The 14,872-nt window shown below is 37.5% G+C and carries 15 protein-coding genes; 7 read left to right on the top strand and 8 right to left on the bottom strand.

Annotation, left to right across the window (positions count from 1 at the left end):
* The first annotated feature begins 266 nt into the window (after positions 1-266).
* The 6 genes from Q0162_RS04810 to Q0162_RS04785 all read left to right on the top strand — a co-directional run bounded on the left by Q0162_RS04810 (position 267) and on the right by Q0162_RS04785 (position 5,707).
* Positions 267-1,505, top strand: coding sequence for a GTP-binding protein (locus Q0162_RS04810; RefSeq protein ID WP_297889895.1), 1,239 nt, complete (start codon positions 267-269; stop codon positions 1,503-1,505).
* A gap of 737 nt (positions 1,506-2,242) precedes the next feature.
* Positions 2,243-2,656, top strand: coding sequence for a hypothetical protein (locus Q0162_RS04805; protein ID WP_297889892.1), 414 nt, complete (start codon positions 2,243-2,245; stop codon positions 2,654-2,656).
* A gap of 119 nt (positions 2,657-2,775) precedes the next feature.
* Entirely contained in the window at positions 2,776-4,020 is a 1,245-nt protein-coding gene (gene rocD, locus Q0162_RS04800) for an ornithine--oxo-acid transaminase (RefSeq protein ID WP_297889890.1), read from the top strand.
* Between the two features lie 122 nt (positions 4,021-4,142).
* Entirely contained in the window at positions 4,143-4,952 is an 810-nt protein-coding gene (locus Q0162_RS04795) for an SDR family oxidoreductase (RefSeq protein ID WP_002680779.1), read from the top strand.
* A complete protein-coding gene (yidD, locus tag Q0162_RS04790; protein ID WP_002680684.1) occupies positions 4,952-5,161 on the top strand; it encodes a membrane protein insertion efficiency factor YidD in 210 nt (69 codons plus the stop codon). Before Q0162_RS04795 ends, yidD begins: the two co-directional genes overlap by 1 nt.
* A 90-nt stretch (positions 5,162-5,251) precedes the next feature.
* Positions 5,252-5,707, top strand: a complete 456-nt coding sequence (locus tag Q0162_RS04785; protein WP_297889882.1) for an SMI1/KNR4 family protein — start codon at positions 5,252-5,254, stop codon at positions 5,705-5,707.
* 163 nt (positions 5,708-5,870) lie between these two features.
* Here Q0162_RS04785 and Q0162_RS04780 read toward each other — a convergent pair whose 3' ends face one another.
* From Q0162_RS04780 to sucC, 8 genes are all read right to left on the bottom strand, one after another.
* A complete protein-coding gene (locus tag Q0162_RS04780; protein ID WP_002680655.1) occupies positions 5,871-6,251 on the bottom strand; it encodes a type II toxin-antitoxin system HicB family antitoxin in 381 nt (126 codons plus the stop codon).
* Positions 6,252-6,266: 15 nt separating this feature from the next.
* On the bottom strand, positions 6,267-6,446 hold the full coding sequence (locus Q0162_RS04775; RefSeq protein ID WP_002680670.1) for a type II toxin-antitoxin system HicA family toxin: 180 nt from the start codon (positions 6,444-6,446) through the stop codon (positions 6,267-6,269).
* A 162-nt stretch (positions 6,447-6,608) separates the two neighbouring features.
* Complete coding sequence (locus Q0162_RS04770) at positions 6,609-7,193, bottom strand: lipocalin family protein (protein WP_297889878.1); 585 nt, start codon at positions 7,191-7,193, stop codon at positions 6,609-6,611.
* Positions 7,194-7,372: 179 nt separating this feature from the next.
* A complete protein-coding gene (locus Q0162_RS04765) occupies positions 7,373-7,573 on the bottom strand; it encodes a hypothetical protein (protein WP_297889877.1) in 201 nt (66 codons plus the stop codon).
* A 2-nt stretch (positions 7,574-7,575) separates the two neighbouring features.
* Positions 7,576-8,097, bottom strand: a complete 522-nt coding sequence (locus Q0162_RS04760) for a hypothetical protein (protein ID WP_297889875.1) — start codon at positions 8,095-8,097, stop codon at positions 7,576-7,578.
* A 134-nt stretch (positions 8,098-8,231) separates the two neighbouring features.
* Positions 8,232-10,532 (bottom strand): 5-methyltetrahydropteroyltriglutamate--homocysteine S-methyltransferase, encoded by a 2,301-nt coding sequence (gene metE, locus Q0162_RS04755; RefSeq protein ID WP_297889873.1) that lies wholly within the window; start codon positions 10,530-10,532, stop codon positions 8,232-8,234.
* Between the two features lie 158 nt (positions 10,533-10,690).
* Positions 10,691-12,397 (bottom strand): gamma-glutamyltransferase, encoded by a 1,707-nt coding sequence (gene ggt, locus Q0162_RS04750; protein ID WP_297889871.1) that lies wholly within the window; start codon positions 12,395-12,397, stop codon positions 10,691-10,693.
* Positions 12,398-12,476: 79 nt separating this feature from the next.
* A complete protein-coding gene (sucC, locus tag Q0162_RS04745; protein WP_297889869.1) occupies positions 12,477-13,670 on the bottom strand; it encodes an ADP-forming succinate--CoA ligase subunit beta in 1,194 nt (397 codons plus the stop codon).
* Positions 13,671-13,808: 138 nt separating this feature from the next.
* On the opposite strand from sucC, the gene tsaD reads away from it, so the two are divergent.
* Positions 13,809-14,825, top strand: a complete 1,017-nt coding sequence (gene tsaD, locus Q0162_RS04740; protein WP_297889867.1) for a tRNA (adenosine(37)-N6)-threonylcarbamoyltransferase complex transferase subunit TsaD — start codon at positions 13,809-13,811, stop codon at positions 14,823-14,825.
* Positions 14,826-14,872 lie beyond the last annotated feature (47 nt).

Raw genomic sequence — 14,872 nt, 5'->3', positions numbered from 1 at the left:
TGAGAAATACAATCTTGTCTATTACATAATTGATAAAATGATCAATTGCGAAGATATGCTCAACTTTGATAAACCGGTTGTAAAAATCCGTGCTTCTATACATTACAAGTATCCAAATGATAAGAAATATAATGTAGCTTATACCAATTGAATAACTTATGAAAAACACTCTTAATATTTTCTTCTTAACAAATTATTTTCGCTATTCGTAACTCGTATTTCGTAATTATTTGTATCTTTGCCAAAAATTGATTTTTAAGATACAAATGAATATATTACGATTTATCACTGCAGGTAGTGTAGACGACGGTAAAAGTACCCTCATAGGTCGTTTGTTATACGATAGCAAAAGCATTTTAGTCGACCAGCTTGAGGCGCTCGAACAACAATCTAAAAATAAGAACGATGATGGTATAGACCTCGCTATCCTCACCGATGGCCTTCGTGCAGAACGTGAGCAAGGTATTACTATTGATGTGGCTTATCGCTATTTTGCAACCCCTAAACGCAAATTTATCATTGCCGATGCTCCCGGTCATACGCAATACACCCGCAATATGATTACTGGAGCCTCTAATTCCGAGCTTATTATCATTCTGGTAGACGCTCGCAATGGCGTAACCGAACAAACTCGCCGCCATTCTATCATAGCCTCTCTGCTCAATATTCCAGAGGTCGTGGTAGCTGTAAACAAAATGGATTTGGTAGGCTATAGTGAAGAGGTATTCAAAAATATCCAGCAAGAGTATGAAGGTATCGCCAAACGTTTAGGTTTGAAAAGTGTACACTATTTCCCAATTTCGGCTTTTGTAGGTGATAATATTGTGAATACCACCGAAGCAATGCCTTGGTACAAAGGAAATTCATTATTAGACTTCTTAGAAACTATAGAAATTAATAAAGATAATTACGACCAACCTCGTTTTCAGGTGCAGTATGTAATACGCCCTCAAACTGAAGCCTTACACGACTATCGCGGTTACGCAGGTCAAATCATATCAGGGGTTTATCACAAAGGCGATGCTATAGTGGTACTCCCTGAAGGTATCAACACTAAAATCAGTAAGATAGAGCACAATGGCGAAGAAGTGGCTGAAGCCAAAGCAGGCGACCCTGTAGTGTTACATATCGAAGATGATATCGATATTTCTCGTGGTGACTATTTTGCCAAACAAGGAGCTGAACCTCAGCAAGGTCAGGATATAGAAGCCCTTGTGTGCTGGATGGACAAACGCGAATTGCACGAAGGTAATAAGTACTTGTTACAACAGCGCAGTAGGATCGTAAAAGCCATTGTAAAGGAAATTGAATACAAAATTGATGTCAATACCCTTGACCAAACTGAAGGAGTAGAAAGTGTAAAACTCAATGAAATAGCAAAAATCCGACTTAAAACAGCTGCTCCATTAGTATATGATGCTTTCCAAAGCAATCCCCCTATGGGTAGCGCCATCCTCATCGATGAAACTAGCAATGCTACAGTAGGAGCTGTAATGATATCTTAGCTTTTAGCTAATCCCTAAACTTTGCCAAAGTTTTAATTGCTCGTCGTGCTACGACCTTTGGCAAAGTTTTAAAAGTAAAAAAAAAACATCACTTGCTGGAAATAAGTATTTTATAGAATTGAAGGACTTTATATCAATAAGAATAAAGTACAATTAAAAAACAACAAGTTTCTCATTCAGAAATTATAAATATCAATAGTTTTACCAACTATGGTTAATAATTGAATATAATAATTTTTGAAGATTTGCTTTCGAAAAATAATTAACATCGTTTAGGTGTTTTTTTTTTTTTATTGGGTAATTTTTATAACTAATAACTAACTGCCAACAACCAAAAATAAAACAATCTTATTTTTAATTAACTTCATAATAAACAAAATACACTAAGAAATTACAGTGAAGTGTATAGCTATCATTCACTAATTTAATGACATACATAATAAAGATGGTTTTTCAGTTTTATAAAATAGGTTATAGAGAAATATTCAAGATATTATATTTATGTTTCATCTTTATTATTTAAGGATAATATTTTATCCAGAGAGGTGTTTTTTACTAAAAAATAGTAAAAATTTTTAATAGAAGAGTAATTTCTAAAAATTTGATTTTGAGGAATATAATTTTTAATTCTTAATGTAATGCAAATAAAAACTAAAAAAAGTGTTAAAAAAAATTGGAGGTTATAAAAATAATACATAGTTTTGCGTCATAAAAAACTAAACACTATATATATTATTATGACTGGAACAAAACTACAAGAGTTACTCGACGCCCATTGCTTAGAAATGAAAGAAAACATGCCTGGGTTTCTATTTTATGGAATTTTAAGCTGTAAAGATGGAACTATTTTATCTAAAGCTTCAGCTAATGAAGAATCTTCAAAAATAGTAGAACAAAGTTCAGCTTTTCATTTGACAATTGTAGATCAAGTGAAAAAAGTGATGAATAGCAATAAATCTATGGGAGAAACAGCTTTAGACTATATTCTAATTGAAGCTGATAAAATAACCTATATGCTAATGATTTCAGCTTTAGGAAAATTCTTTTCAATCACTGCATTGGATAGACTAAAATCTAACATCGGTATTTCAAGAGCTCTACTATACAAGTGTAAAGCAGAATTTGGAACAATGTTAGACGACTTCTTTTAGGAAACGAGTAGTAACGCAAAAACTTTATAGCACAGATTTGGATATTCCAAATTTGTGCTTTTTTTGTTTTTTACGAAAATTAGTTGTATATTTGTCGTCTAAAAACAAAACGAAAATATATGACATCACAAAAATTAACCTCAGAACAAGCAATGGCACTGGAAAATCAGTATGGTGCTCATAACTATCACCCACTACCTGTTGTGCTTAGCAAAGGGCAAGGGGTATATGTGTGGGATGTGGAAGGCAAACGCTACTACGATTTTCTTTCCTCTTACTCTGCTGTAAACCAAGGTCACTGCCATCCTCGCATTATCAAAGCGCTCACAGAACAAGCGAAAACTCTTACACTTACCTCTCGTGCTTTCTATAACGATAAACTCGGAGTGTATGAAAAATATGTAACCGAGTATTTTGGCTTTGAAAAAGTCCTCCCGATGAATACAGGAGCTGAGGCTGTTGAAACAGCTATTAAAATATGTCGTAAATGGGCATACGAACAGAAAGGAGTGCCAGAAAGTGCTGCTATTATTATTGTTTGTGACCAGAATTTCCACGGGCGTACCACTACAGTAGTTTCTTTCTCGTCCGATAAGAATGCGCGCAAGAACTTTGGTCCTTATACACCTGGTTTTGTATCTGTTCCTTACAACGATTTAGCAGCTTTGGAACAAGTGCTTGCCGATAATAAAGCAACAGTAGCAGGCTTTTTAGTAGAACCGATACAAGGAGAAGCGGGGGTATACGTCCCTTCTGAAGGTTATTTGAGTGGAGCTAAAGCCTTATGCGAAAAATATAATGCGCTCTTTATTGCAGATGAGGTGCAAACAGGGGTAGCGCGTACTGGGAAGCGTTTGGCAGTAGATCACGAAAATGTAAAACCCGATATATTGGTATTAGGTAAAGCCCTTAGCGGGGGTGTATATCCTGTGAGTGCTGTTCTTGCCGATGACCGTATAATGCACGTAATCAAAGCAGGGCAACACGGCAGTACTTTTGGAGGCAATCCTTTGGCAGCAGCAGTAGCAATTGAAGCCTTACAAGTGGTAAAAGATGAACATTTGGCTGAAAATGCTGCCCGTTTAGGTGAGATTTTCCGCAAAGAAATTGGAGATTATATCAAAACCTCAAAAATTGCCTCATTAGTACGTGGTAAAGGGTTATTAAATGCGGTAGTTATCAACGATACCGAAGAGAGTGACACTGCTTGGAATATCTGCCTAAAGATGCGTGACAATGGCTTGCTCGCCAAACCTACTCACGGCAATATCATTAGGTTTGCTCCGCCCTTGGTGATGAATGAAACAGAATTACGAGAATGTATTGCTATTATTATCAATGCTTTAAAAGCGTTTGAAAAATGATAAATCCTATTGTATACAAATAGAAAGCTGCCTAATGTTTTAGGTAGCTTTTTATTTATACAGAAATATTTTGTACATTTGCCCCCATAGAAACAAATTTTACCTTATAAAAAGAAAGAATTATGTACAATTTATTAAAAGGAAAAAAAGGCATCATCTTTGGTGCTTTAGATGAAAATTCTATTGCTTGGAAAACAGCAGAACGCGTGCACGAAGAAGGTGGTAAGTTCGTACTTACCAATGCTCCCGTGGCAATGCGTATGGGACAAATAAAAAACTTAGCCGAAAAAACTGGCTCTGAAATCATTCCAGCCGACGCTACCAATATGGACGACCTCCAAAACTTGGTAACTAAAGCAATGGAAATTTTAGGTGGTAAGTTGGATTTTGTATTACACTCCATCGGTATGTCGGTGAATGTGCGCAAAAATATCCCTTATACCGAGTCTAACTATATGAATACTGAAAAAGGTTGGGACGTTTCAGCACTTTCTTTCCACAAAGTATGCCAAGTGCTTTACAAGAATGATGCAATGAACGAGTGGGGTAGCATCGTTGCCCTTACTTATATGGCAGCCCAACGCACTTTCCCTGATTATAACGATATGGCTGATAACAAAGCCTACTTAGAGTCTATTGCGCGTAGCTTTGGTTATTTCTTTGGTAAAGATAAAAAAGTGCGTGTGAATACCATTTCACAATCACCTACTGCTACCACTGCAGGACAAGGAGTAAAAGGATTTGATGGCTTTATTGCCTACGCCGATGCAATGTCACCACTGGGTAATGCTACCGCTCAAGATTGTGCTGATTATACAGTATCTCTCTTCTCTGATCTTACTCGCAAAGTAACAATGCAAAATCTCTTCCACGACGGAGGATTCTCTAATACAGGTGTAAGCCAAGAGGTAATTGAACGATTTGGTAAATAATGAAATACCTTTTCATTTATTTGGTACGCTTTTATCAGGTAGCTATTTCACCACTGAAACCGCCTACTTGTAGGTATACCCCCACCTGCTCCCAATACACTTTGGAAGCCCTACAAAAATATGGTTTTTTCAAAGGAGGTTGGTTAGCTATCAAGCGTATATGTAGTTGTCACCCTTGGGGAGGTAGTGGCTACGACCCTGTGCCTTAACAAAAAAGCAAAGTGAAATTAAATCTTCACTTTGCTTTTTTTGTAACTGATTATTTTATACAAGAGAACAAAATCAAATACCTATATCTAATGAATTATATAAAGAAACTACAACAGAGTGATGAATTTGAATACTGTGAAGGTGCTACTTCCGAAGAAATTCAAATTGTAGAAACATCTTTAGGGGTATTACTCCCTAAAGCGTATGTAAAGTTTTTGAGCGAATGTGGCTCTTGTAACTTTGGAGATACTTATATCAATGGAGTTTACAAAGAAGATGGGACATTATCATATCCTGTGGTAGAACTCACCAAACAGTTGAGAGAAGAACTCAACCTCCCCGATGATTTTATCGTACTCAATTACGAAATTGACGAATATCTTATTCTGTACAAAGTCTCAAAAACAGATCGCCTCAACGATTCAAAAGTATATGATGCTGAAATACATTGTAATAAAGACGGTAATTTTGTAATGAGCAAACCTACACTTCTATTCAATTCTTTTGATGAATATTTTGAGGATTTCTTAGAATTAGCAGATTAATTACTATGTAAAAATAAGCCTTTAAAATGTTGTAAAATCACTTATTTCTACAAAAATGTAAAAATAAGCTATTGTTACTATGTTTATTTTTACTATTTTTCTTTCCAAAATAATGAAATATTTTATAAAAAAGAGCAAAACGACTTAACGCTTTGCTCTTTTTCTATAATTGTATACTAAGTAATTCTGCACCGAGTTTATGCAACCCTTCTTGTATTTTTTGACGTTGAGCTGTACGAGGTTTTTTTAGCCCCACAGCGTATTGATGTATCAATTTCTGATTGATACCTGTGAGACGTTCAAAGGCGGGGTTGCTTATTATCCCTTTAAAATATTGTAACAGACTTTCAGTGTCATATTTGTAGGTAAGTTGGTAATTGTTATAAGGAAAATTACCGAGTTCTTTTTGCAGAGCAATAGCCTCAAAGATACCGTTTTTAGCCTCTTGAACAGTTTCACCTCCTGCACTTATACCTTCTACATTTTCAGCATAAGCCCAATAAAAATCGTTACTGCGTTCTATAATGATAGTAATGTTTTTCATATTATATAATGTTTTTTAGGATAGTTCCATTTCCTTTTTTACTTTTTTCTCAAGTCCTTTCCCTACCTCTTTACTTCCGTGATACGGTACGGGATAAGTTTTATCACCTTTTTGATAGATATAATGACTTCCAGAAACCCTTATTAGTATCCAATCATTTTCAGTGATAAGCCGATGTAACTCACTTGACTTCATATATTAGTTTAATTGGTTTTTGATGTTGCAAAGGTATATATTTATATACTTACATCCAAATTTTTGATGAAAATATTTTAAAAAGAAAAGAGCAAAGCACTTTAATGCGTTTTGCTCTTTTTGTTCCTTAAATAAGTTTCTAAGGGTAATTATATGGGAGATTTATTGCTTGACAAAAGTCATAGTAGAAGTATGTTTATTTCCTCTATCATCTTCTACTGGAGAAGTAAAGGTAAGTTTATTCCCTAATATGGTAAAATTTGAAGAACCACTTTCTTGATTATCAATAAGTACTATTGTATTTTTTGAAACAGTGTATTTTCCAATTGTTTTTTTGAGTTCACAAGAACCATCATAAGAATAGGACACATATTCTTTGTCAGAAAAAACAAAATAAGGAAGCTTCTTACATTTTCCACAGAATAAATACTCAGGATATACTTCACAAGCATTCTTTCCATCAATAGTCATACTTTCTAATTTCCAAGTGCCAATTAAGTTCTTGTTGTCTGCACTTCCCCCACTGTCGCTTTTACCACAAGCGATAAGGGTTACTAAAATTACTGCCATAATGGCTACTAACTGTGTAGCAGTGCGAAAAGTCGCCCTTACTACGTTTTTGCTGTTGCTTTTCATAGCTATTGTTTGATAAAAATTAAGTTTATACCTACTCTGTTCAGGCTTTTCGGTTGCCGCCTTTATCGGGTAGGTTTCGCTATAGTAAGGCAATAAAAAACGTGGAAACATTCCTTATTGCTCAATTTCTGAAGCCCGACCAAAGGCTGATGTAAATAAGCAAAAGGAATGCCCACGTAACCGCAGGCATTTCCACTTTTACTTTCCTATTTACATCTAAAAAAAATGGTCGTATTTCAGAAATTAGGAAACTGTAAAGCGAAACGCTATATGTTATTTTATAATACTGTTTAAATATAGAAAATCATCTCTTCTTCTTTTGAAGAAGAAAAATGGTTTTCTGTGATATTTTTGTATTCAGGTAAGTACTCTTCTTTAGAAAGAAAAACTTCTACCTTTCTTCTGTTTTGAATCCAAGAAGTAAGGTTTTCTTCCGTTTCTTTTGAAAGAGCCTCATCTAATTCTCTTTCTAAGGATTTTAAATCTAGCATAGTTATATTTTTTCTTGTTTTAAGAAAGAAAAATTCTGTATAATATTAGGATTATATACAGCTATTTGTATTCTCTTTCTAAAAGCAATGGTTCTAATCTTCCCATTGTTATAGGTTATTGGTTTTACAAAAGAATGTTTTTCTCCAATAGGTAAATCTTGAAATTGAATAAAATCAACTTCTCTCCAAATCCCTCTATCAAAAATGTAATCATTCAACTCCTTTAGAGTAGGTTTTTCTTTTGTTTTTTTAATGATTGTTTTAGCTATTTTCTCTAATTGTTTCAACCAAAAATAATAATGATCTTCGTTAAAAACAGTATCCAAGTAATTTTCTGATTTTAAGATACAATCATAAACTTCAAAATAGCCTGTTCTTCTTTTGGAACTATATCCCCAATCTTCAGCATCTTCTATTTCTTTCCAAAAATAGTATGCTTCACCTAACCAAGCATCTTCCCTAAGGCATTTTTGTGGAAAACTCAATTCTTTTTCTCTGCTTTCTTGCGTATGAAAAACTCTCATAATATTTTTTTTGGTTTTGTGGGGCAAATATATAAAATAGTTTTATTTCTACAAAGTAAAAGAACAATTTTAACACAAAAAAAGCAATGTACATCTTCTGCACATTGCTTTTTTTATTTATTACTTCTTATTTCTTATTTGTAAAGATTGCGAAGTTCTTTGGCGGTATCCACCATTGCGTGAAGAGCTGCTTTGGTTTCTGGCCAGTGGCGTGTTTTGAGTCCGCAGTCGGGGTTTACCCACAATTGCTCTTTTGGCACTACTGAAATCGCTTTCTTCATCAAGTTGGTCATTTCCTCTTGTGAAGGTACGCGTGGTGAGTGAATGTCGTATACCCCAGGTCCTATTTCGTTAGGATATTTGAAATCACCAAATACATCGAGGAGTTCCATTTGTGAACGTGAACACTCTATGGTAATCACATCGGCATCCATATCGGCGATAGCTTCAATCATATCGTTGAATTCAGAATAGCACATATGGGTGTGGATTTGGGTTTCGTCTTTCACGCCTGAAGCAGAAATGCGGAACGCTTTGATAGCCCAATCAAAGTAGGCTTTCCACTCGCTTTTGCGCAATGGTAATCCTTCGCGGATAGCTGGTTCGTCAATTTGAATTACTTGTATACCCGCTTTTTCAAGGTCTACCACTTCATCACGGATAGCCAAGGCTATTTGTAAACAAGTTTGAGAACGAGGTTGATCATCACGTACAAACGACCATTGCAAGATAGTTACAGGTCCTGTAAGCATACCTTTTACTGGCAATTTGGTAAGCGATTGTGCGTATTTGCTCCAGCGTACAGTCATTGGTTCAGGGCGTGAAATATCACCAAAGATAATCGGTGGTTTTACGCAACGTGAACCATAACTTTGTACCCAACCGAATTTAGTGAAGGTATATCCTTTTAGCAATTCGCCAAAGTATTCCACCATATCGTTACGCTCAAATTCGCCGTGTACGAGTACATCGATATTGGTATCTTCTTGAAAACGGATAGACTCTTCAATTTCTTTTTCCAATAGCTTATCGTATTCGGCTTGAGTGAGTTCTCCTTTTTTGAAGCGAGCACGCCAGCTGCGTACCTCGTCGGTTTGAGGGAATGACCCAATAGTAGTTGTAGGGAAGAGAGGTAAGTTCAACGCTTTATGTTGTGCTACTTTACGCTCGTTGAACGGACTGTGGCGCACATCGTCTTTGGCAGTGATGTTGTTCACGCGTTCTTTCACTTTGTTGTCGTGGATAAGCGGTGAAGTTTTACGCGTTTCAGCTGCTTTTTTGTTTTCTTCAAAAACAGCTTTTACCTCAGGAGTTATTTGTCCGTTAGCAATTGCTTGCAAAGTAGTTACTTCTTTTACTTTTTGTTTAGCAAAAGCCAACCATTGTTTGATTTCAGGGGTAAGTACTTTCTCGTTGTTTTCGAGTTCGAGGTTGCAAGGAGAGTGCAATAATGAGCAAGAAGTAGCTATCAATAGACGGTCAGCACCGATAGCTTCTTTGGCTTTCTCAATCAATGCTAATGAGTGTTCGAAGTTGTTTTTCCAAATATTACGTCCGTCTACTACTCCAAGTGATAGTTTTTTATCGGCAGGAAGAGCTTTGAGCACTTTGTCAAGCTGAGCCGCTGCGCGCACTAAATCAATGTGCAATACGTTGAAAGGCAATGAAACAGCTAATTCGGTATTGTTATCGAGTGCGCCGAAGTAAGTAGTGAGGATAAATTCGGTAGTAGGGAATTTGCTTCTTAGCTCGGTATATACATTTTTGTATACATCAGCAGCGCCTTCAGGAAGGTCGAGAACTAAGTAAGGCTCATCTATTTGAATAGTTTTAGCACCTGCATCTACTAAACTTTGTACGATTTGTACATACACGGGCAACAAACGTTCAGCCAAGTCTAAACGGTGGAAACCTTGTTCTTTTTCTTTACCGAGAAGCAAATAAGTTACCAAACCGATAAGCACTGGTTTAGTGTCAAAACCGTGTTTTTTAGCCAAGTTATATTCCTGCAAAGGTTTGTTTACAAGAATTTTGAAAGATTGGTCTTTGGTAAATTCGGGTACGATATAGTGGTAATTGGTATCAAACCATTTGGTCATTTCCATAGCGGTAATATCGATACCATTTTTTTGATAGCCACGTGCCAAAGCGTAATAACGCTCCAAATTGCTCAACTGATGGATAGGAGCAAAACGCTCAGGGATAGCGTTTACTGTAAACGAAAAGTCAAGCATTTGGTCATAGAAAGAAAAGTCGTTAGAAGGGATCAAGTCAACCCCTGCTTCTCTTTGTAGTGTCCAGTTATGAACACGAATATTTTCAGCCACAGCAAGGAGTTCTTCTTCTGATATTTTACCAGCCCAGAATGACTCATTAGCTTTTTTAAGTTCTCGTTTTTCACCGATACGAGGATAACCTAATACGTTTGATTTCATATAAAATTTTTATTTTGAGTGCAAAGCTACAATATTTTATCAACTTACCAAAATAATACATTAAAAAAATCATTTTAGTAGTTAAAATAGAATATTTTTCTGTTTTTTAATATTGTAAAAGGAATAATTACTATTTTCTTTAATTCTGTTTTTTAATTTTAGTATCCTACAGCTGTGTCATCACCACGAGGGTCGGCACCCCCTTCTAAGCTGCCATCGGGCTGTACTAAAATAGCATCAACTTTGCCGATGATAACAAAGTTTTCTTCACGAGGTTTATAGCCTTTGGTTTTGAGTTTTGCAATGAGCTCAGGAGCAAATCCGTTGGGCTCATACATCACATCATCGGGTAACCATTGGTGGTGGAAGCGCGGTTTACTCACCGATTCTTGCATTGTCATACCATATTCGGCTACATTGAGAAAACACTGTAATACCGAGGTGATGATAGTGGAGCCGCCAGGAGTGCCTATCACCATAAAGAGCTTACCTCCTTTTTCTATAATGGTGGGGCTCATAGAGCTGAGCATACGTTTGTTAGGAGCAATGGCATTTTTTTCGGATCCTACCAAGCCATAGGTATTGGGTTCGCCAGGTTTGATGCTAAAATCGTCCATTTGGTTATTGAGGAAGAAACCTCCGCCTTTCACATATACCTTGCTGCCATAATTGGTATTGAGGGTAGTAGTAACTGCTACGGCATTACCAAAACGGTCTACAATAGAGTAATGAGTGGTTTCATCGCTTTCGTAACCTGCTATTTTGCCGTGTGCTATCTCACTTGATTTGCTCGCTTTCTCCCACGAAAAACTACTCATACGTTCTTTGAGATAATCGGGAGAGAGGAGCGTTTCAGTAGGGACTTTCACAAAGTCGGGGTCGCCCATATAGTAAGCCCTATCGGCATAAGCACGGCGTTCGGCTTCTACTAATAACTGAATGTATTGCTCGCCGTTATGAGGATACAGACCTATATTATAAGGTTCTACACTTTTGAGAATCTGTGCCAAACAGATGCCTCCGCTTGAGGGGAGAGGCATAGAGTTGACCGTGTAATCTTTATAGGTGAAAGTAACAGGCGTGCGCCATTGAGGTTTGTAGTTTTTAAGGTCGTCTAATGAGAGGATACCTCCAAGTTCTTGTACATAGCTAACAATGCGTTTGGCTGTTTCACCCTCGTAAAATTCTGCCTTCCCATTATCGCGTATGCGTTCTAAGGTTTGCGCAAATTCCTCGTATTTGAAGCGTTCACCCGCTTTCCAACCATTTTCGAAAGGAGTAACATAGTTATTTGCCTGCTTGATGAGGTCAACATTTTTGCTCATATAAGAATCGACTTGCAACTGAGTGATGAGCACTCCATTGCGCGCCAAGTCGATAGCAGGCTGGATAAGTTCGGCAAAAGGAAGAGAACCAAACTTTTGATGTACTGCAAAGAGGCCAGCGATAGTACCTGGCACACCTACAGATAAAGCGCCTAATGTACTTTTATCGGGGATGACATTGCCATCTTTGTCTAAATACATATCGCGATGCGCTTTAGCAGGAGCTTTTTCGCGATAGTCTAAAGCGCCTTTTTCGCCATTAGCTAAACGGTACACCATAAAGCCGCCGCCGCCTATATTGCCAGCATTGGGGTAAGCTACAGCTAAGGCAAGTTCGGTAGCTACCATTGCATCGAAAGCATTACCTCCTTTTTTGAGGATAGTAAGACCTATTTGTGAGGCTTCTTCTTTGGCACTCACCACCATAGCGTGTGTGGCTACTACTCCTTTTTCGGGAGAGGTGTGTTTTTCAGTAGGTGTATTGCGGCAACTTATGAGTAAGGTTATAGCAGTGAGGATAGAGAAAATTCTTTTTATCATAAGTTTTCTGTTTTTAGAAATGAACTTTGCCAAAGTTCAAAACTTTGGCAAAGTTGAATGTACAATTCTTAAGTGATTATTAGCTAAGCACTTCCTTCACTTTATCAGCAGCTTCTTGGAAGAGGATTGCAGAGTGAACGGCTAAGCCTGAATTGTCTAAAATTTCTTTAGCAAGTTCGGCATTAGTACCTTGCAAACGTACGATGATAGGCACTTTGATAGCATCGCCCATATTTTGGTAGGCATCTACTACTCCTTGAGCTACGCGGTCGCAACGCACAATACCACCAAAGATGTTGATAAGGATAGCCTTTACATTAGGGTCTTTGAGAATAATGCGGAAAGCAGCTTCTACGCGTTTGGCATCGGCGGTACCCCCTACATCAAGGAAGTTAGCAGGTGAACCACCCGCTTGTTTGATTAAGTCCATCGTAGCCATTGCGAGTCCAGCACCATTTACCATACAGCCCACGTTACCATCGAGAGCGACATAGTTGAGACCTACGGCTTTTGCTTCTACTTCTACTGGGTTTTCCTCACGTGTATCGCGATAAGCTACATACTCAGGGTGACGGAAAAGCGCATTGTCATCAAGAGTTACTTTGGCATCTACTGCCATTATTTTATTATCAGAAGTTTTTAAAACAGGGTTAATTTCAAACAAGCTCGCATCAGAAGATACATAAGCATTGTAGAGTGCTGTTACGAACTTTACCATTTCTTTTTGAGCGTCACCAGTAACTCCTAAGTTGAAAGCAATTTGGCGAGCTTGGAAAGGCAAGAGCCCTACAGCAGGATCGATTTCTTCGGTGAAGATAAGATGAGGTGTTTTTTCGGCTACTGCCTCAATATCCATTCCTCCTTCGGTAGAATACATAATCATATTCTTACCTTTGGCACGGTTTAATAGTACCGACATATAGAACTCTTGGGGTTCACTTTCACCAGGGTAATATACATCTTCGGCGATGAGCACCTGATGTACTTTTTTTCCTGAAGGTGGCGTTTGAGGAGTAACGAGTTGCATACCTATAATTTGAGAAGCGATAGGTTCTACTTGGTCTAAACCTTTGGCTAACTTAATGCCGCCGCCTTTACCGCGCCCTCCAGCGTGTACTTGTGCTTTTACCACATACCACTGAGTATTAGTGGCTTCGGTAAGTTGTTTGGCTGCCTCTACAGCTTCAGTGGGGGTTTGGGCAACGATGCCACGTTGTACGCGTACCCCAAAACTCGAAAGGATTTCCTTTCCTTGGTATTCGTGTAAGTTCATACGAGAATGATTTGGTAACTATTCGGCAAAGATACGAAACAATTTATTAATTAGCAAAAAATAATTAATAATACTTCTAAAAATTGCTAATTTGCTAATTAGCAAATAATCCTTACTTTTGCATTTTAATTGAAAAGAATGAAAAATACCTATATATTAGCTATAGAATCTTCTTGCGATGACACTTCAGCTTCAGTGCTTTGCAATGATAAAGTACTTTCTAATGAGGTGGCTAACCAAGAGGTGCATAAACAATACGGTGGGGTAGTGCCCGAATTGGCTTCACGCGCCCACTTGCAAAATATAGTGCCTGTAGTTGCTCAAGCACTCAAAAAAGCGGGAATAACCAAAGAAGAACTTTCGGCTATTGCCTTTACAAGAGGGCCAGGTTTAATGGGCTCGTTATTAGTAGGCACATCGTTTGCTAAGTCGCTGGCAATGGGACTAAATATCCCACTCATTGAAGTGAACCACATGCAGGCACATATTTTGGCACATTTTATAGATGAAGGACAGCCGAAACCCGAGTTTCCTTTTCTAGCGATGACTATCAGCGGGGGGCATACCCAAATTGTGAAGGTAAACAGTTTTTTTGATATGGAGGTGCTGGGCGAAACTCTCGACGATGCAGTAGGGGAGGCGTTCGACAAAACAGCTAAAATATTAGGACTTCCTTACCCTGGTGGACCTCTCATTGATAAATATGCCCAAGAGGGTAACCCCCAAGCCTTTAGTTTTTCTAAGCCTAAAATATCAGGTCTTAACTTCAGTTTTTCTGGACTTAAAACGGGTATTCTCTATTTTGTGCAGAAAAACACTGAGGAAAATCCTAATTTCATAACTGAACATTTAGCTGATATTTGCGCTTCAGTACAACACACGATTGTGGAAATACTGATGAGCAAACTCAAAAAAGCTGTAAAAGAAACAGGTATCAAGCAAGTGGCTATTGGTGGGGGAGTATCGGCTAATTCAGGTATTCGCAATGCCCTCACAGCTTTAGGAAAGCAATACGGTTGGCACACCTTTGTGCCTAAATTTCAGTATTGTACTGATAATGCAGCGATGATAGGTATCGTAGGTTATCACAAGTTTTTAGAAGGAAATTTTGTAGCACAAGAAGTAACTGCCCAAGCGCGACTTTCTTTTAATTAGCAGATTTGTTAATTTATTTTGAAACATTCAAAATAAATTCGTACTTT

Origin of the sequence: uncultured Capnocytophaga sp., assembly GCF_937936315.1 — a bacterium.
In the GTDB taxonomy this organism is placed as follows: Bacteria; Bacteroidota; Bacteroidia; order Flavobacteriales; family Flavobacteriaceae; genus Capnocytophaga.
Note: the sequence above shows the minus strand (reverse complement) of the source record. Positions and strands in the feature narration are given on the sequence as shown.

Bases quoted from the DNA above. Each gene is read 5' to 3' on its own strand.
- sucC (WP_297889869.1), bottom strand. From the start codon at position 13,670: ATGAACTTACACGAATACCAAGGAAAGGAAATCCTTTCGAGTTTTGGG.
- Q0162_RS04765 (WP_297889877.1), bottom strand. From the start codon at position 7,573: ATGCTAGATTTAAAATCCTTAGAAAGAGAATTAGATGAGGCTCTTTCA.
- metE (WP_297889873.1), bottom strand. From the start codon at position 10,532: ATGAAATCAAACGTATTAGGTTATCCTCGTATCGGTGAAAAACGAGAA.
- Q0162_RS04805 (WP_297889892.1), top strand. From the start codon at position 2,243: ATGACTGGAACAAAACTACAAGAGTTACTCGACGCCCATTGCTTAGAA.
- Q0162_RS04760 (WP_297889875.1), bottom strand. From the start codon at position 8,097: ATGAGAGTTTTTCATACGCAAGAAAGCAGAGAAAAAGAATTGAGTTTT.
- Q0162_RS04795 (WP_002680779.1), top strand. From the start codon at position 4,143: ATGTACAATTTATTAAAAGGAAAAAAAGGCATCATCTTTGGTGCTTTA.
- Q0162_RS04780 (WP_002680655.1), bottom strand. From the start codon at position 6,251: ATGAAAAACATTACTATCATTATAGAACGCAGTAACGATTTTTATTGG.
- ggt (WP_297889871.1), bottom strand. From the start codon at position 12,397: ATGATAAAAAGAATTTTCTCTATCCTCACTGCTATAACCTTACTCATA.
- tsaD (WP_297889867.1), top strand. From the start codon at position 13,809: ATGAAAAATACCTATATATTAGCTATAGAATCTTCTTGCGATGACACT.
- rocD (WP_297889890.1), top strand. From the start codon at position 2,776: ATGACATCACAAAAATTAACCTCAGAACAAGCAATGGCACTGGAAAAT.
- Q0162_RS04785 (WP_297889882.1), top strand. From the start codon at position 5,252: ATGAATTATATAAAGAAACTACAACAGAGTGATGAATTTGAATACTGT.
- Q0162_RS04770 (WP_297889878.1), bottom strand. From the start codon at position 7,193: ATGTTTCCACGTTTTTTATTGCCTTACTATAGCGAAACCTACCCGATA.
- Q0162_RS04810 (WP_297889895.1), top strand. From the start codon at position 267: ATGAATATATTACGATTTATCACTGCAGGTAGTGTAGACGACGGTAAA.
- yidD (WP_002680684.1), top strand. From the start codon at position 4,952: ATGAAATACCTTTTCATTTATTTGGTACGCTTTTATCAGGTAGCTATT.
- Q0162_RS04775 (WP_002680670.1), bottom strand. From the start codon at position 6,446: ATGAAGTCAAGTGAGTTACATCGGCTTATCACTGAAAATGATTGGATA.